Annotated in this window: 14 protein-coding genes; 9 read left to right on the top strand and 5 right to left on the bottom strand. The window is 74.3% G+C overall.

The features are described from left to right. Positions 1-81 precede the first annotated feature (81 nt). Complete coding sequence (locus tag OG974_RS17955) at positions 82-834, bottom strand: TIGR03089 family protein (protein ID WP_328762956.1); 753 nt, start codon at positions 832-834, stop codon at positions 82-84. A 139-nt stretch (positions 835-973) separates the two neighbouring features. On the opposite strand from OG974_RS17955, the gene OG974_RS17950 reads away from it, so the two are divergent. Together OG974_RS17950 and OG974_RS17945 are read left to right on the top strand one after the other, a co-directional pair. Next, the gene (locus OG974_RS17950) at positions 974-2,398 is read left to right on the top strand and encodes a peptidoglycan recognition protein (protein ID WP_327283709.1); all 1,425 of its coding nucleotides are present in this window, start codon (positions 974-976) and stop codon (positions 2,396-2,398) included. A 183-nt stretch (positions 2,399-2,581) separates the two neighbouring features. Beyond that, positions 2,582-3,613 carry a DNA-3-methyladenine glycosylase 2 family protein gene (locus tag OG974_RS17945; protein WP_327283708.1) on the top strand — a complete coding sequence of 344 codons (1,032 nt, stop codon included), beginning with the start codon at positions 2,582-2,584 and terminating at the stop codon, positions 3,611-3,613. 40 nt (positions 3,614-3,653) lie between these two features. On the opposite strand, the gene OG974_RS17940 is transcribed toward OG974_RS17945, so the two are convergent. From OG974_RS17940 to OG974_RS17930, 3 genes are read right to left on the bottom strand one after another with little or no spacing between them, the layout of a single operon-like run. After that, on the bottom strand, positions 3,654-4,949 hold the full coding sequence (locus OG974_RS17940) for a coenzyme F420-0:L-glutamate ligase (protein ID WP_327283706.1): 1,296 nt from the start codon (positions 4,947-4,949) through the stop codon (positions 3,654-3,656). Continuing rightward, positions 4,946-5,905, bottom strand: a complete 960-nt coding sequence (gene cofD, locus OG974_RS17935; RefSeq protein ID WP_327283705.1) for a 2-phospho-L-lactate transferase — start codon at positions 5,903-5,905, stop codon at positions 4,946-4,948. The genes OG974_RS17940 and cofD overlap by 4 nt, the downstream gene beginning before the upstream one ends. Positions 5,906-5,918: 13 nt before the next feature. Next, complete coding sequence (locus OG974_RS17930) at positions 5,919-6,452, bottom strand: cysteine dioxygenase family protein (RefSeq protein WP_327283704.1); 534 nt, start codon at positions 6,450-6,452, stop codon at positions 5,919-5,921. 641 nt (positions 6,453-7,093) lie between these two features. Between OG974_RS17930 and OG974_RS17925 the strand changes: the two genes are divergently transcribed. The 3 genes from OG974_RS17925 (at position 7,094) to OG974_RS17915 (ending at position 12,753) form a co-directional block, all read left to right on the top strand. Then, complete coding sequence (locus OG974_RS17925) at positions 7,094-7,357, top strand: WhiB family transcriptional regulator (protein ID WP_003983763.1); 264 nt, start codon at positions 7,094-7,096, stop codon at positions 7,355-7,357. A gap of 237 nt (positions 7,358-7,594) precedes the next feature. Further along, positions 7,595-11,278, top strand: a complete 3,684-nt coding sequence (locus OG974_RS17920) for a glycosyltransferase (RefSeq protein WP_371643720.1) — start codon at positions 7,595-7,597, stop codon at positions 11,276-11,278. Further along, positions 11,275-12,753, top strand: coding sequence for a DUF5719 family protein (locus tag OG974_RS17915; RefSeq protein WP_327283702.1), 1,479 nt, complete (start codon positions 11,275-11,277; stop codon positions 12,751-12,753). Before OG974_RS17920 ends, OG974_RS17915 begins: the two co-directional genes overlap by 4 nt. A gap of 35 nt (positions 12,754-12,788) precedes the next feature. Here the strand turns inward: OG974_RS17915 and OG974_RS17910 are convergent, their stop codons facing one another. Beyond that, entirely contained in the window at positions 12,789-13,268 is a 480-nt protein-coding gene (locus OG974_RS17910) for a metallopeptidase family protein (RefSeq protein ID WP_371643717.1), read from the bottom strand. Between the two features lie 86 nt (positions 13,269-13,354). Between OG974_RS17910 and OG974_RS17905 the strand changes: the two genes are divergently transcribed. From OG974_RS17905 to OG974_RS17890, 4 genes are all read left to right on the top strand, one after another. Further along, positions 13,355-13,786, top strand: coding sequence for a DUF3499 domain-containing protein (locus tag OG974_RS17905; protein ID WP_327285664.1), 432 nt, complete (start codon positions 13,355-13,357; stop codon positions 13,784-13,786). Positions 13,787-13,862: 76 nt separating this feature from the next. Continuing rightward, complete coding sequence (locus OG974_RS17900) at positions 13,863-15,233, top strand: phosphomannomutase/phosphoglucomutase (protein ID WP_327283701.1); 1,371 nt, start codon at positions 13,863-13,865, stop codon at positions 15,231-15,233. A gap of 86 nt (positions 15,234-15,319) precedes the next feature. Beyond that, a complete protein-coding gene (locus tag OG974_RS17895) occupies positions 15,320-15,505 on the top strand; it encodes a Trm112 family protein (RefSeq protein WP_030296876.1) in 186 nt (61 codons plus the stop codon). 158 nt (positions 15,506-15,663) lie between these two features. Then, positions 15,664-16,797, top strand: coding sequence for an SIS domain-containing protein (locus OG974_RS17890; RefSeq protein WP_327283700.1), 1,134 nt, complete (start codon positions 15,664-15,666; stop codon positions 16,795-16,797). The last annotated feature ends 5 nt before the right edge of the window (positions 16,798-16,802 follow it).

Below are 16,802 nucleotides of genomic sequence, written 5' to 3'. Positions count from 1 at the left end.
GGCCCTGTCTAGACCCGTGCGGGTGACAAATCGCCCCGCGGCGAGACGGGACGGAGCGGGCGGCAGCGTCCAGCCCTGGGCTCAGGCGGCGGTGTGGGTGACGCGCTCGCTCTCGGTCCGCTGCGCCAGCGCCTGCGCAGACAGCTGGTCCAGGTTCCGGCACAGCACCACCGAGGCGCCCGCGGCCAGGGCGGCGTACAGCCCGGCGGACAGCCCCTCCCAGGTGTCGTACCCCAGCCCGGTCAGCAGGCGCGACCCCTCGCCGAGGCCGAGCTTCGCCGCGTCCTCGCGGGCGCGCGCCACGAGGGCCACGTGCGAGAACTCCTCGCCGCCGACGATCAGCGCGGGCCCTTCGGCCTCCACCGGGACGAAGGGTACGAACCGGTCGCCCTGCCCCGGCACCTCGACCGCGTAGTCCGCGAACCCGGCCGGCGCCTGTGGGAACCGTCCGCCCAGCGGCCGCAGCGCGAGAGCCACGCGCTCCCCGTCGCACTCCAGGGCCCGCTCCAGCGAGTCCGGCCCGCTGACGACGAGATCGGCGTCGCCCGGGTGCCCGCCCACCGAGGCCACGACCCCGACCGAGTCGCAGGCGAGCAGCCACACGGCGCTCTGCCAGTGCGCGGGCAGCAGCAGCGCCAGCCGGTCGCCGGGCTCGGCACCCAGATCGCCCTGGAGGAGGTTGGCGGTCTTGGCCACCCAATTGGCGAAGGTCGCGACGGACAATTCGACGCGTTCGCCGGTGGCGTCGTCGTAGAAGGTGACGAGCGGGCGGCCCGGATCGGCGGCGAGCGCGGATCGCAGCAGGTCGGCAGGGGTGCGGTCAGTGGCGTTCACCCGCCCCAGCCTACGCGGGGCCCTCGTCCGTACGGGGGCGCCGGCTCCTCCGTACGGGCGAGGCGACGCGCGGACCGGATCGGACGGGCCGTCAGTTTTCCGATGGCGCTCGGCGGTGACTGTGCTCAGCATCGCTTTCATGCGTGGATTCCTTGCTTCCTCGATCGGTGTCGCGACGGCTGCCGCCCTGGCCCTGCCGCTCGCGCTCTCCACTCCGGCCGCGGCCGCGCCTGCCCTGGGCGCGGCCGCCCCCGTGACCCCAGCCGGGTCCACCCAGTCGCTGCCGCTCGCCCCACTGGGACCCGCGGCCGACAGGTCCCCCGGCGTCCCCGGCATGAGCACCTCGCCGCGGCTGCCCGAGACCCAGGGCCTACCGCAGCGCGAGGTCAAGAGGTTCTCGCTGGTCGGCGTCGTCTGGGACGACGCGAGCACCCAGCTGTTCGGCCGGGTCCAGGTCCGCACCCGCGCGGTACGGACCGGGACCTGGTCGTCCTGGCAGGACATCGAGACCCGCAACAGCGAACACGCCCCCGACCTCGGCACCACCGAAAGCGGCTCCGGGCGGGTCCGGGGCAGCACCGCCCCCCTGTGGGTCGGCGACTCCGACGGCGTCGAGGTCCGGGTCCAGGCGGAACCCGGCGCCCCGGCCACCCGCGCCGCGACCGGGCTCCCCTCGGGCATGCGGATCGAACTCGTCGACCCGGGCGCGACCGACCCGGTCACGGTCGCCGACGCCAAGAACGGCGCATCGGGCACGGGCGACGAACCGGAAGGCGACGACAAGGGCGACGTCGTGGCCCTGCCGGGCCTGACCATGGAGGCGGCTGAATCCTCCTCCGCCAACGTCCCGCTGGCCGCGCTCGGGGCGAAGGAGATCGGCGCACTCAACAAGGCGGACTCCACCGCCGACGCGGTCCTCGCCAGCGAAGGCTCCCTCAGCGCGGCCGCCCGCCCCTACATCGGCCCGCGGCCGCGGATCGTCACACGGCTGGGCTGGGGCGCCGATGAATCCCTGCGCGAAGCGGGCTTCGTCTACACGAGCACGGTCAAGGCGGCCTTCGTCCACCACAGCGCCTCCGGCAACAACTACGCCTGCAAGGACGCCCCGGCGGTGCTGCGCAGCCTGTACCGCTATCACGTGGTCAGCAGCGGCTGGCGCGACATCGGCTACAACTTCGCCGTCGACAAGTGCGGCACGGTGTACGAGGGCCGGGCGGGCGGAGTCGCCAAGGCGGTGCTCGGCGCACACACCATGGGGTTCAACACGGACAGCATGGGCATCGCGGTGATCGGCACCTACACGACCACCGCCCCGCCCGCGGCCGCGGTGAAGGCGGTGGCCCAGCTCACCGCGTGGAAGCTGGGGCTGTTCAACAGGGACCCGCGGGCGAAGACCACCCTGAAGTCGGGCGGGGGGAACCTGTTCGCCAAGGGCACGAACGTGAAGCTGAACGTGATCTCGGGGCACCGGGACGGCTTCGCGACGGAGTGCCCGGGCAAACTGCTCTACGGCCAACTCCCCCCGACCCGCACCACCTCTGCCAAACTCCAGGGCCGCCCCTGACGAAGGACCGGGCCCACCGGCGTTCGAGGCGCTGGGAACCCCCCCGCGGTAGCCGGGGGAGCTCCGGGGCCGGCCCCGGCAGCGGAGCCGCACCCTGCGTCTCCGGGCGGAGCCGGGGAACGGGCAAGGGAGGGAGGGGAGGGGAGGGCAGGGCGGCTGCCCCACAGGGCTACGCTCGATGGCATGGCCGGCCGTTACGACCCCCTCACCCGCACCACCGTCCGCGGCGGCCGCACCGCCGTGCCCGCAGGCAGCCCGGCCCGACAGCCCGGTGCCGGTGTCGGCCCCGGCTCTGGCGCCCGGGCCCGGGAGTGGACGGCCGAGGGGGGTCTCGACCTCGGGCTCACGCTCGGCCCGCTCCGACGCGGCCCCGGCGACCCCACGTTCCGCACCACCCCCGACGGCTCCGTGTGGCGGACCAGCCGCACCCCCGAGGGCCCGGCCACCCTCCGCGTGGCCCTCCGCCCCGGCACGGGGACCGCCGTCGCCGAAGCGTGGGGCCCCGGCGCCGAGTGGATGCTCGACGGCCTGCCCGCCCTCCTCGGCTCCGGCGACGACCCCGCCGCCTTCGTCCCCCGTCACCGCCTGGTGCACGCGAGCCACCGCCGCCGCCCCGGCCTTCGGCTGACCCGCACCGGGCTGGTCCTGGAGTCCCTGATCCCGACCGTCCTGGAGCAGAAGGTCACCGCCGACGAGGCCTACCGCGCCTGGCGCAGGCTGGTGTCCTGGCACGGGGAGCCCGCGCCCGGCCCCGAGAACGGCCCGCCGGGCCTGTACGTCGTGCCCGACGCCCGGACCTGGGCGCTGATCCCGTCCTGGGACTGGCACAAGGCCGGCGTCGACATCAAGCGCTCGGCCACGATCGTCCGCTGCGCGCGCGTGGCGAACCGACTGGAGGAGGCCGCCGCGATGGAGCTCCCGCAGGCCGCCGCCCGGCTGGAGGCCGTTCCCGGCATCGGCCCCTGGACCTCCGCCGAAACCCTCCAGCGCAGCAACGGCGCCCCCGACGCCGTCACCACCGGCGACCTGCACCTGCCCGGCATCATCGGCTACGCCCTCGCCGGGAACCGGGACGCCGACGACGCCGAGATGCTGGAACTGCTCGCCCCGTACGCGGGCCAGCGCCACCGCGCGGCCCGCCTGGTCCTCCTCGCGGGCCACGCCCCGCCCCGCCGCGCCCCGCGGATGCGCAAGACGGACATCGGCCGGCTCTGACCCCGTCCCGGCGCGGCCCGCAGGACGCCCCGGGCAAGGCCTAGCGGACCTCGATGAACTCCTCCGCGGACCGCGCGGGTCGCTGCGCCGGTGCCGCCGCGGCGTGGCCCACGGCCACCGCCCCCATCGGCTCCCAGCTCTCGGGCAGCCCGAGGACCTTGCGCACGACGTCCCGGCAGAACATCGTCGAGGACACCCACGCCGAGCCCAGCCGCTCCCCGGCCAGTGCGACCAGGAAGTTCTGGACGCCCGCGCCCGTCGCGACCACGAACATCTCGCGCTCGGCGGCATCGCGCCGGGCGTGGCCGTAGTCGTGCGCGCCGTCCGTGACCATGCACGGCACGACCAGGTACGGGGCCTGGCGCAGCACGTCCCCGCGCCGGATCCGCCGGGCGATGGACTCCTCGGACTTGCCGTCGCGCCGCAGGTCCTCGACCCAGGCGTCCCGCATCGCGTCCAGCAGCTCCACCCGGGCCGTCGCAGACTCCAGGAGGACGAACCGCCACGGCGTCGTGTGGTGCGGCGCCGGGGCCGTCACCGCGGCGGCGACCGCGCGGCGGACCGCGCCGGGATCCACCGGCTCCGTGGTGAAGGCCCGTACGGTGCGGCGCTGCGTCACGGCTTCCCGTACTGCCTCCGAGGTGCCCAGCCGGAACATGTCGTCGGCCGGCGAGCGCACCAGGTCGGCCGCCGTCGAACCCTCGCCGAGCACGTGGCCCAGGCCGCGCACGACCGCGACCGGGAGCCCCGCCGCCTTGCCCTTGACCAGGTCCCCGGCCGCGGCGAGCTCGTCCGCCGTGGCCACTATCGTCGCGCTCAGCGGGTTGCCGTGGGCGTCGGTGCCGCCGCGCAGGTCGTCCAGGACCCGTACGCCGGCCGAGCCGATCGCCACGTCGGTGAGTCCGGTGCGCCAGGGACGCCCGAAGGTGTCGGTCACGAGGACGCCGACGTCGACGGACAGCAGTTCCCGCAGACCGGCGCGGATCGCGGCGGCCGACGCGTCGGGGTCCTCGGGCAGCAGCAGTACGGTGCCCGGCTCGGTGTTGGACGCGTCGACGCCGGCCGCCGCCATGACGAGGCCCTGTCGGTTTTCGACGATCCGCAGCGGGCCGCGACGGGCGACGACACGTACGGTCTCCGCGTCGATGGCGTCCTCGCGGGAGTCAGCGCGGACGATCCGGCCCTCCGCCTTGGAGACGATCTTCGAGGTGACCAGCAGGACGTCCCCGTCGCGCAGTCCGGGTCCGGCCGCCGCGATCAGCCGGGCGAGGTCGTCGCCGGGGCGGACCTCCGGGATCCCGGCGACGGCGCGCACCTCGTACGAGGGAGCGCTCACCGGGAGGCCTCCGCGAGGGCCAGTGCGGCGCGGGCCATCTCGGCGGTGGCGGCCACGTCGGTCATCATCAGCGGTACCGCGCGGCAGGCGATCCCGGCGGCCTCCACCTCGGCGACGGCGTCCGCGTCGGCGGTGTCCACGAGCCAGCCGTCGAGGAGTTCGCCGCCGTAGTGCAGTGCGACGGCCGCCGCGGTGGCTTCGACGCCGACGGCGGCCAGCACCTTGTCGGCCATCCCGCGCACGGGCGCGCCCCCGACGATGGGGGAGAGGCCGATGACGGGAGCCGCGGCGGCGGCCACGGCCTCGCGGATGCCGGGCACGGCGAGGATGGTGCCGACGGAGACGACCGGGTTGGAGGGCGGGAGGACGATCAGGTCGGCGGCCGCGATGGCCTCCAGTACGCCGGGAGCGGGCTTGGCCTGTTCGGCGCCGACGGGTACGACCGCCTCGGCGTCGAGGGAGGCGCGCAGGCGGACCCAGTACTCCTGGAAGTGGATGACGCGGCGTTCGCCGGTGTCGGGGTCGGTGACGGCGACGTGGGTCTCGACGCGGTCGTCGGACATGGGCAGCAGCCGGACGCCGGGCTGCCAGCGGTCGCAGAGGGCCTCGGTGACGGCGCTGAGCGGATAGCCCGCGCCGAGCATCTGCGTACGGACGATGTGGGTCGCGAAGTCGCGGTCACCGAGGCCGAACCAGGTGGGTCCGACCCCGTACGCCGCGAGCTCCTCCTTGACGGTGAAGGACTCGTCGGTGCGGCCCCAGCCCTGGTCCTCGTTGATGCCACCGCCGAGGGTGTACATCACCGTGTCCAGATCGGGGCACACCTTCAGCCCGAACAGGTGGATGTCGTCACCGGTGTTGCCGATGACCGTGATGTCCGCGTCGGGAACCGCCGACTTGAGTCCGCGGAGGAAACGGGCGCCGCCGATGCCGCCGGCCAGAACAACAATGCGCATGCACGGCAGTCTGTCAGGCGGGTACGTGCTCCTGCTGGGCCGGGGAGCAGCTGTGCATCGGCATCTCGGTCAGGCCGGGGAAGTACACGTGCAGGCTGACCGCTCCGTCGAGGGTGTCGTTGACGACCTCGTGGGCGTAGCCGGGGGCGAAGACGCGCTGGGAGCCGGCGCCGAGGGTGAGGGGTCCGCGCGGGCCGTGCTCGGTGAGCTCGCCGTCGAGGACGGTCAGGACGCCGGAGGAGGCGCCGTGGTCGTGCAGGCCGCTGCCCTGGCCGGGGACCCAGCTGAGCAGCCAGACCTCGTAGCCGGGGCCGGTGCGCAGCCGGTGGTACCACCGGGTGGTGGCGTCGTACTCGACCAGGTGCTCCCATTCGGCGCGGTTCGCGGCGATGGAGCGGGCCAGGCCGACGAACTCGGCGACGGTGACCGGGTGTTCGCGGGCGGGCTGGAGGAGGTGCTGGACGGAGAGGATGTCGCCGGCGATCTGGAGGTCGCTCTCGACGGCGAGGGGGGTGGGGACGGAGGTGGTGGTGGGGGCGCTGTTCATCGTGGGGGTGTCCTCGACGGATGTCAGTCGTGCTGGCGGTCGCTGTGGGGGTGGCCGGAGCTCAGGGGAGCCGAAGCTCCGAAGGCATCAACAGCTGCAACAGCAACAGCGAACCTGGGCAGCACTCAGGAACCCACGAATGGGGGTCCGGGTGGCGGCCGAGGTCACTGACATGGGGACAAGGAGACCGGGTCGAAGGCCGGACTGTCAACCCAATGCCTCGTTTGCCGCAAAAGTTTCATCTGATCCGGTTGCTGCGCTGGGAGAAAGGTTTGTGCAAACCGATGTAGGGGAGGTGGCGCTCCACGACACGCACTTGCTCCGTCCAAACCCGAATCGCCGTCCCGTGATCGAAATGTGATCTGCGCCGCTTCTTTGGCTTGATTGCAACCACCTTCCAAGGTGTCGCGTCGATTGCGGGTGAAGACGGGCGCAGTGTGGCGTCAGATGCATGTGTCACGATTTTTGGCGATATGAACACTTTCTGCATACGCTTGGTTCCGCAGAGTGAATAAGGGGCCCAATAGCAGATCTCGGCTTGACTGCGCTGGAGCCACCCACTTGTAATTTCACTCGTGTCGTTACGTAGCGATGAGTAACGACATCACCACGGGGACGCACAGACAGAGCGAGGGGCGCACATGACCGAGCTGTTTCAGGAACTGCTGGTCGAGGAGGCGGACGAAGAGCTCGGATGGCAGGAGCGCGCTCTGTGCGCCCAGACCGACCCCGAGTCCTTCTTTCCCGAGAAGGGCGGCTCCACCCGCGAGGCCAAGAAGGTCTGCCTCGCCTGCGAAGTCCGCTCCGAATGCCTTGAGTACGCACTCGCCAACGACGAGCGATTCGGCATCTGGGGCGGCCTGTCCGAGCGCGAGCGCCGACGGCTGAAAAAAGCAGCGGTCTGAGTAAGCAGAGCAACACGCACAGGTGCGCACCACCACCCGCACCACCACGCGCACGACAGAGCAATGAGCAGAGCAAACGGTCCGCCTCCTGCACCTTCCCCGCAGGAGGCGGACCGCTGTGTTTCCAGCCGTTAGTGTGGGGCGCTGTCCAGCAGCCTCCGGGAGCACACCACCCCCGGACCCCCTCCCCGGACCGCGCGTCCGGGGGGAACCCCAGGCCGGAGGGCCAGTAGAGCGATGTCCCTGCACAGCCAGTCGACGGCCTCCTACCAGGCTGCCGCCACACCCGAGTTCCCCCGGCACGTCGTCACCGCGGTCCTCGTCGCCCACGACGGCGCTCGCTGGCTGCCCAAGACGCTCGCCGGCCTCCTCGGCCAGGAACGCCCCGCCCAGAGCCACATCGCGGCCGACACCGGCAGTGCCGACGACTCCGCACGCCTGCTCGGCGAAGCCTTCGGCGAGGACCGCGTCCTGCACCTCGCCCGCCGCACCGGCTTCGGCGCCGCCGTCGACGAAGCCGCCCGCGCCGTGGGACCCCTGAGCCCCGAGGACCTCCCGTACCTCAAGCGCCCCAGCGGCTGGGACCCCGTCAGCCGCACCTGGCGCGACGACGCCTACGACCTGCCCGAACTCCCCCACGGCGAACCCGTCCAGTGGCTCTGGCTGCTCCACGACGACTGCGCCCCCGAGCCCGACGCACTCACCGAACTGCTGCGCGTCGCCGAGGAGAACCCCGACGCCGCCGTGATCGGCCCCAAGCTGCGCGGCTGGTACGACAAGAAGCAGCTCCTCGAAGCCGGCGTCACCATCGCCCGCAGCGGCCGCCGCTGGACCGGCCTCGACCGCCGCGAACAGGACCAGGGCCAGCACGACCAGGTCCGCCCCGTCCTCTCCGTCTCCACCGCGGGCATGCTCGTGCGCCGCGACGTGTACGACGCCCTCGGCGGCTTCGACCGCCGTCTGCCCCTCATGCGCGACGACGTCGACCTCTGCTGGCGGGCCCAGAGTGCCGGCCACACCGTCCTCGTCGCCCCCGACGCCGTCCTGCGCCACGCCGAGGCCTCCGCCCGCGAGCGCCGCACCGTCGACTGCGCCGGACGGACGAGCTCCAGCCCGCACCGCGTCGACAAGGCCGGCGCCGTCTACACCGTCCTCGTCAACAGCTCCGGCCGCGCCCTGCCGTACGTCCTGCTGCGCGTCCTCGTCGGCACCGTGCTGCGCACCCTCGCCTACCTCGTCGGCAAGGCCCCCGGCCAGGCCGTCGACGAGATCACCGGCCTCCTCGCCACCCTGCTGCGCCCCGGCCGGATCCTCGGCGCCCGACGCAGACGCGGCCGCCCCGCCGTCCCCGCCAAGGAACTGCGCCCCCTCTTCCCGCCGCCCGGCGCGAGCCTGCGGGCCAACGCCGAACAGCTCGCCGGGTACTTCGGCGGAAACCGCGACCACGACACGGCCACCATCGGACGACACGGCGGAGCCGTCGAATCAGGCCCCGGCGGCGACGACGCCGACTACCTGGAGATCGAACAGTTCGCGCGCCTGAAGCGGATCGCCCGCAACCCCGCGCCCGTCCTCTTCGCCCTCCTCCTGCTCGTCTCCGTCATCGCCTGCCGCGCCCTGCTCGGCGGCGGCTCCCTCATGGGCGGCGCCCTGCTGCCCGCCCCCGACAGCGGACTCGACCTCTGGCGCGGCTACACCCACGACTGGCAGCCCGTCGCCACCGGCTCCACCGTCGGGGCGCCCCCCTACCTCGCCGTACTCGGTGCCTTCGCCACCCTGCTGTTCGGCTCCACCAGCGCCGCCCTGACCCTGCTGCTGGTCTGCTCGGTCCCGCTCGCCGGGCTCACCGCCTACTTCGCCTCCCGGCCCCTGGTCGAATCCCGGCTGCTGCGCGCCTGGGCCGCCGTCGCCTACGCCTTCCTGCCCGCCGTCACCGGCGCCCTCGCCGGCGGCCGCCTCGGCACCGCCGTCCTCGCCGTCCTGCTCCCCCTCATCGCCCGCTCGGCCGTCGCCGCCTTCGGGTTCGGCGTGGCCGAGGGCGACCGGGCGGGCTGGCGCCCGGTGTGGACGTACACCCTCCTGCTGAGCCTGGCCGTCGCCTTCACCCCCGTCGTGTGGCCGCTCGCCGCCGTCCTCGGCACCGCCGCCCTCGTGCTGCACCGCGCCGAGTGGAAGACGTACGGCTTGCGGCTGCTCGCCACCCTCGCCGTCCCGCTCGTCGTGCTCGCCCCCTGGTCGCTGAGCCTGCTCACGCATCCCGACCGGTTCTTGCACGAAGCCGGACTGCCGTACGGATCCGGCTCGGCCACCGCCCTGGACCTGCTCGGCTTCAGCCCTGGCGGCCCCCGCACCGCCGGTGGCCTGCTGCTCGTCGGCACCGTCCTCGCCGCCGTGGCCGCCCTGCTGCGCGCCGAGCGGCAGTTCGCCGTCCGCACCGCCTGGGCCACCGCCCTCGCCGCGTTGCTGCTGGCCGTCGTCGTCAACCGCACCGGCTGGGCCGGGCCCGCCACCCTCGTCTACGGACTGGCCCTGCTCGCCGCCGCAGTCGTCGGCGCCGACGGCGCCAAGGAGCGCGTCGCCGCCAGCAGCTTCGGTTGGCGCCAGCCGCTCGCCGCGCTGATCGCGCTCGCGGCGGCCGCCGGACCGCTGCTCGGCGCCGCCGGCTGGATGATCAGCGGCGCCGACGGCCCCCTGGAACGCCGCGACCCGGTCCAGGTCCCCGCCTTCGTCGCCGAGGAGAGCAGCACCCGCGACCAGGCCCGCACCCTCGTCCTCGGCGGCGCCTCGCCCGCCACCGTCTCCTACACCCTGGTCCGCGGCTCCGGCGGACGCCTCGGCGACGCCGAGACCGCAGCCGCGGCCGGCAGCAGCCCCCGGCTCGACAAGGTCGTCTCCAGCCTCGTCGCCGGCTCCGGCGCCGACCAGAGCGACCAGCTCAGCGGGTTCGCCATCCGCTACGTCCTGGTCCGCGACCGGGCCCCGCAGCAGATGCGCAAGGTCCTCGACGCCACCCCCGGCCTCAGCCGCCTCAGCCAGCTCGACGGCAGCGCCCTGTGGCGGGTGGACCGCCAGGTCGCCCGCGCCACCATCGTCTCCGGCAAGCCCGGCGAGGCCCCCATCCCGGTCGCCTCCGGACCCGTGGACGTCCACACCAAGATCCCGGCCGGCGAGGCCGGCCGCGTGCTGCGCATCGCGGACACCGCCGCCCCCGGCTGGCAGGCCACGCTCGACGGCAAGCCCCTCAAGCCCAAGACCCTCGACGGCTGGGCCCAGGGCTTCGAACTCCCCGCCGCCGGCGGCCGCCTCGACCTCGTCCACCAGGACGCGCTGACCCGCACGGCCTGGCACTGGGCCCAGGGCCTGCTCGCGCTCGTGCTGCTCGTCATGGCCCTGCCGGGCCGCCGGGCGCGCCTCGACGACGACCTGCCGGAAGAGGAGACCGAGGCCGCCGACCGCGCCGCCGCGGGCGAGGCCGGCGAAGGCCGCCGGGCCCGCCGGCTGCGCGCCGAGGCGCAGTCCCCGGCCTCCGCGGCGCCGGCCGGCGCCGCGGAGGCCGGGGGCGCGGTCGCCGATCCGTACGCCGGGATCCCGGCGCAGCCGGTGTACGGCGACGACGCGTACGCGTACCAGACGTACGGCGACCAGGGCTACGCCTACGAGCAGCAGCCCCAGCAGCCCCAGCAGCCCCAGCAGCCCCAGCAGCCCCAGCAGCCCCAGCAGCCGTACGTGCCGGCGCCCGCCCAGGCCCCGGAGTACGAGCAGTACCCGTACCCGCAGCAGGGCTACGACCCCCAGCAGGCGTACCCGCCGCAGCCGCAGCAGCAGCCGTACCCCTACCCGCCGCACGAGCAGCCCCACGAGCAGCCGTACGACACCTACGGACAGCAACAGCCGCGTCCGGACGGGAGCCCCCAGCAGTGAAGCAGCGCGCACCCCTGACGCTGGCGGCTGCGGTCGCGGCCCTGGCGGCCGTCACCGGCATCGCCCAGCTCACGGCCCCCGCCGCCCCGGCAGCCGACGCCAAGACGGCGGCCGCGGCCCGGATGCCGGTGGAGCGGTCCGCGCTGGTCTGCCCGGCGCCCAGCTCCTCGGACATCGCGGAGACCACGTACACGGCGATCACCCCCGGCGCGGCCGGTGCCGGCGGCAAGGGCACGGCCCGGCTGCTCGGCGCGACCAAGGAGGCCAAGCCGGTGCTGGAGCTCAAGGAGCGCGCCAAGCCCGCCGGGGCGACCGCCTCCGGCGCGGAAGCACCCGCGCTGACGGGTGTCGCCGACGGCGTCCTGGCCCCCGGCTGGACGGCGCAGCAGACCACGAAGGTCGCGGTCGGCCGGGCACGCGGCGTCCTCGGCGTCGGCTGCACCACGCCGGGCACCGACTTCTGGTTCCCCGGCGCGAGTACGGCCAAGGGGCGCGAGGACTACGTGCACCTCACCAACCCGGACGCCACGGCGGCCGTGATCGACATCAAGATGTTCGGCCCGGACGGGGCGGTCAAGTCCGAGGGCGGCACCGGCGAGAACATCCGCATCGACCCCAAGTCCACCAAGGCCGTCTCGCTGGCCTCCCTCGCCCCCGGCGCCCAGCTCGCGGACGTCACCGCCCACGTGACGACCCGTGCGGGCCGGGTCGGGGCCTCCGTGCAGGTCGGCGAGGAAGGGGTGGGCGCCGACTGGCTGGCGGCCTCCGCCGACCCGGCCGGCTCGCTCGTACTGCCCGGGATCCCGGCGGACGCCACCTCCGTACGGCTGGTGGCCTTCGCCCCCGGCGAGGAGGACGCGGACCTCACCGTCAAGCTGGCCGGCCCGAACGGTTCGATCAGCCCGGCGGGCAACGAACAGCTGCACCTCAAGGGCGGCATGACGGCGAGCCTCGACCTCAAGGACGTGACCCGCGGCGAGGCGGGCTCGCTGGTGCTGACCCCGGCGAACGGCAAGAAGGCCGTTCCGGTGGTGGCGGCCGTCCACGTGGTCCGCGGCAGCGGCGCCAAGCAGGAGATGGCGTTCATCCCGGCGGCCGGGCCGGTCGGAACGCGGGCCACGGTCGCAGACGACCGGGCCGACGAGAACGCGACGGTGCTCTCGCTGACGGCGGTGGGTGGCGAAGCGAAGGTCAAGGTGACGGCGTCGGCGGGCACGGAGGCCGGGGAACCGGCTTCGAAGGAGGTCACGGTCAAGGCGGGCACGACCCAGACGGTGGCCCTGGCCCCGGCGGGCGCCAAGGGTGCCTACGCGCTGACCGTCGAGACCGTCTCCGGCGGCACCGTGTACGCGTCCCGCACCCTGACGCTGCCCCACGAGGGCATCCCGATGTTCACGATCCAGCCCCTGTCGGACGACCACGCGATGGTCTCGGTCCCCAAGGCCACCCAGGACCTCACGGTCCTGACCGACTAGCCCGGTCCCGGCCCGGTCCGGTCGGGACGGATCCGTCAGTCCTGGCCGTACCGGGGGTCGACCGTCTCCGGGGACAGCCCCAGCAGCTCCGCCACCTGCTCCACCACGATCTCGTGCACGAGCAGCGCCCGCTCGTCCCGGCTCTTCGTCCGGATCTCCACCGGCCGCCGGAACACCACCACCCGCGCCGGCCGGCCCGGCTCCGGCGCCTCCGACAGTGCGCCGAGCGGCACCGCCTCGTCGTTCCAGCCGGCGTCCGGACCGCCCGGCGGCCCCGGCACGTCCGCGACCACGAACTCCACCTCCGCCAGCTGCGGCCACCGCCGCTCCAGCCGTTCGACCGAGTCCCGTACGAGGTCCCCGAACAGCTCCGCCCGGCTCGCCGACAGCGGCACCTGCGGCGGCGCCAGCGGCCCCCGCATGCCCCGCCCGTGCCGGTCGCGACGGCGCGGCCGCGGTTCGGCGGGAGGCTCGGTGGAGCGGGGCGGGCCGGGGGGCAGGGGGGTGTCCGTCACCCCCGCAGCGTAGCCCGCAGAGCCCTTCCCACCCGGGCCTTTCCGGACCCGCCGCGCCCCGCCGCGGGCACGACACGGGGAGTGGCCTGCGGGAGAGTCGTCGCGGCCCGGTCAAGAGTGCGGTACCGTCCAACGTCGTGAGCCCTGTACGTCGCTGTTCGCGCACCGCGTGCGGCCGCCCTGCCGTCGCGACACTGACGTACGTCTACGCCGATTCGACCGCAGTTCTCGGCCCGCTCGCCACCTACGCCGAGCCCCACTGCTACGACCTGTGTGCCGAGCACTCCGAGCGCCTGACCGCCCCGCGCGGCTGGGACGTCGTCCGCCTGACCGACGGCTCCGCGCCGTCCCGCCCGAGCGGCGACGACCTCGAAGCCTTGGCCAACGCCGTGCGTGAGGCGGCCCGTCCGTACGACCGCTCCGCCGAGGCCGGCGGCACCGGTCCCGGCAAGGGCGGCAGCGGCACCGGGGAGACCCGCCGCGGACACCTGCGCGTCCTGCGCTCGCCCGACTCCTGACATCACATGGTCTGAAAAGCCCCTCTGCGTGCACGGTAGGTTTGCTCCACCGCACAGCACCTCAGGAGGGCAGGCAGTGGCCGCAGATCTTTCGAACATCGTCAAGGCGTACGACGTACGTGGTGTCGTACCCGACGAGTGGGACGAGTCGCTGGCCGAGCTGTTCGGGGCTGCTTTCGTGGAGGTCACCGGCGCCACGGCGATCGTCGTCGGCCACGACATGCGGCCCTCCTCGCCCGCCCTGTCCGGCGCCTTCGCGCGCGGCGCCGCCGCCCGCGGCGTCGACGTCACCCTGATCGGGCTGTGCTCCACCGACCAGCTGTACTACGCCTCCGGCATCCTCGACCTGCCCGGCGCGATGTTCACCGCCTCGCACAACCCGGCCCGGTACAACGGCATCAAGCTCTGCCGGGCCGGCGCCGCCCCGGTCGGCCAGGACACCGGCCTCGCCACGATCCGCGAACGCGTCGAGCGGTGGTCCGAGGAGGGCGCCCCCGCCGTCGCGGAAGGCACCGTCCCGGGCACCGTCACCGAGCGGGACACCCTCGCCGGGTACGCCGACCACCTCAAGGGCCTGGTCGACCTCACCGCGATCCGCCCGCTGAAGGTCGTCGTGGACGCGGGCAACGGCATGGGCGGCCACACCGTCCCCACCGTCTTCGAGGGCCTGCCCCTCGACCTCGTCCCGATGTACTTCGAGCTCGACGGCACCTTCCCCAACCACGAGGCCAACCCCCTCGACCCGAAGAACCTCGTCGACCTCCAGGCCCGCGTGAAGGCCGAGGGCGCCGACCTCGGCCTCGCCTTCGACGGCGACGCCGACCGCTGCTTCGTCGTCGACGAGCGCGGCGAGGGCGTCTCCCCGTCCGCCGTCACCGCCCTGGTCGCGGCCCGCGAACTGGCCCGCAACGGCGGCGCCGGCACCGTGATCCACAACCTGATCACCTCCTGGTCCGTCCCCGAGGTCGTCCGCGAGCACGGCGGCACCCCCGTCCGCACCCGCGTCGGCCACTCCTTCATCAAGGAGGAGATGGCCAGGTCCGGCGCCATCTTCGGCGGCGAGCACTCGGCGCACTACTACTTCAAGGACTTCTGGAACGCGGACACCGGCATGCTCGCCGCGCTCCACGTCCTCGCTGCCCTCGGCGGCCAGGACGGGCCGCTCTCCGAACTGGTCGCCTCCTACGACCGCTACGAGGGCTCCGGCGAGATCAACTCCACCGTCGCCGACCAGGCCGACCGCCTCGCCGCCGTCAAGGCCGCCTACGGCTCCACCGAGGGCATCACCTTCGACGAGCTCGACGGCCTGACCGCCACCTCCGCCGACTGGTGGTTCAACCTGCGCGCCTCCAACACCGAGCCGCTGCTGCGCCTCAACGTCGAAGCCCGCGACCCGGCGACCCTCGCCAAGGTCCGTGACGAGGTCCTCGCGCTCGTCCGCGCGTAAGCGCCGTGTCACCGCCGGGCCGCGCGACGTGCGGCCCGGCGGTACGCTGACCTCGCCCAATCCGCATGTTCGAAGGGAACCGCCCCATGCCGCTCGAAGCCGGCCTTCTGGAGATCCTCGCCTGCCCCGCCTGCCACTCGCCCCTTGAGGACAAGTCGGCCGACGAAGCGGCTCCCGAGCTGATCTGCACCGGCCGGGACTGCGGCCTCGCGTACCCGGTCCGCGACGGCATCCCCGTCCTCCTCGTCGACGAGGCCCGCCGCCCCGCCTGAGGCGCCGGCCCGCCCGAGCCCGGGCCGCCACGGTCCGGGGTCCGCGGCCGCCACGGTCCGGACCGCGGCCGCACGCACACGCAGCACAGGGGCGTCCCCCGCAGCCGGGCGCCCGAGCAACCGAGTCGCCCGCCCTTCTGACCCAGCCGGAGGCCGAAATGCTCGACGAGTCGCTCCTCGACGCACCGGACGAGCTCGCCCGCGCCGACCGCCGCGGCCTGCTCCGCGGCGCCGCCGAGGCCGGGGCCAGAGTCCGCACCGCAGCCCGGCACGCGACCGAGGCCGGCCTCGACGGCCTGCGCCCCGACGGCCGGCCCCGCGCCGTCCTCATCGCCGGGCCCGGCACCGCCGCGACCGGAGTGGCCGACCTGCTCGGCGCCCTCGCCGGAGCCTCCGCACCCGTCATCCGCCTGCACCCCACCGGCGTCGCCCACGCCGCCGGAGCCCTGCGCTGGGCGCTGCCCGGCTGGGCCGGCTCCCTCGACCTGCTGCTCGTCGCCACCACCGACGGCAGCGAACCCGGACTCGCCGTCCTCGCCGAGCAGGCCTACCGGCGCGGCTGCACCGTCGTCGCCGTCGCGCCCGAGCGGTCCCCGCTGAGCGAAGCCGTGGACGGCGCGCACGGGCTCCTCGTACCGATGGCGAAGGCCCCGTACCAGGAGTACGACGAGTCCGCCGCGGCCGGACCCGGAGCCCTGTGGGCCCTGCTGACGCCGCTGCTGGTGCTCCTCGACAAGGTCGGCCTGATCACCGCCGCGCCCGAGACCCTCCAGCGCGTCGCCGACCGGCTCGACCGCACCGCCGAGCGCTGCGGACCGGCCATCGCCACGTACTCCAACCCGGCGAAGACGCTCGCCGCCGAGCTCGCCGACTCCCTCCCGCTCATCTGGAGCGAGGGCGCGGGCGCGGGCCCGGCCGGCCGCCGCTTCGCCGCCACCCTCGCCGAGCTCGCCGGCCGCCCCGCACTCGCCGCCGACCTCCCCGAGGCGCTGCCCGCCCACGGGGTCCTGCTCGCAGGCTCCTTCGCCGCCGGCGCCGATCCCGAAGACTTCTTCCGTGACCGGGTGGAGGAGCCCCAGGCCCTCCGCGCCCGCATCGTCCTGCTGCGCGACCGGCCCACGGGCGGACTCAGCGCCGCCCCGGCCGCGCGCGAGCTCGCCCTCAGCCACGACACGGCCATCAGCGAGCTCGAACCCGAGGAGGGCGGCGAACTGGAACAGCTCGCCGAGCTCCTCGCCGTCACGGATTTCGCCACCGCCTACCTGGCGCTGGCGAGCAGGGGACACGGCTGAGCACG

The organism is Streptomyces sp. NBC_00597 (assembly GCF_041431095.1).
In the GTDB taxonomy this organism is placed as follows: domain Bacteria; phylum Actinomycetota; class Actinomycetes; order Streptomycetales; family Streptomycetaceae; genus Streptomyces.
The sequence above is the reverse complement of the archived record's forward strand: the minus strand, read 5'-3'. Positions and strand labels throughout refer to the sequence as shown.

Coding starts and splice junctions, on each gene's coding strand:
- OG974_RS17895 (WP_030296876.1), top strand. CDS start 15,320: ATGCCGCTCGAAGCCGGCCTTCTGGAGATCCTCGCCTGCCCCGCCTGC.
- OG974_RS17925 (WP_003983763.1), top strand. CDS start 7,094: ATGACCGAGCTGTTTCAGGAACTGCTGGTCGAGGAGGCGGACGAAGAG.
- OG974_RS17950 (WP_327283709.1), top strand. CDS start 974: ATGCGTGGATTCCTTGCTTCCTCGATCGGTGTCGCGACGGCTGCCGCC.
- OG974_RS17890 (WP_327283700.1), top strand. CDS start 15,664: ATGCTCGACGAGTCGCTCCTCGACGCACCGGACGAGCTCGCCCGCGCC.
- OG974_RS17945 (WP_327283708.1), top strand. CDS start 2,582: ATGGCCGGCCGTTACGACCCCCTCACCCGCACCACCGTCCGCGGCGGC.
- OG974_RS17920 (WP_371643720.1), top strand. CDS start 7,595: ATGTCCCTGCACAGCCAGTCGACGGCCTCCTACCAGGCTGCCGCCACA.
- cofD (WP_327283705.1), bottom strand. CDS start 5,905: ATGCGCATTGTTGTTCTGGCCGGCGGCATCGGCGGCGCCCGTTTCCTC.
- OG974_RS17930 (WP_327283704.1), bottom strand. CDS start 6,452: ATGAACAGCGCCCCCACCACCACCTCCGTCCCCACCCCCCTCGCCGTC.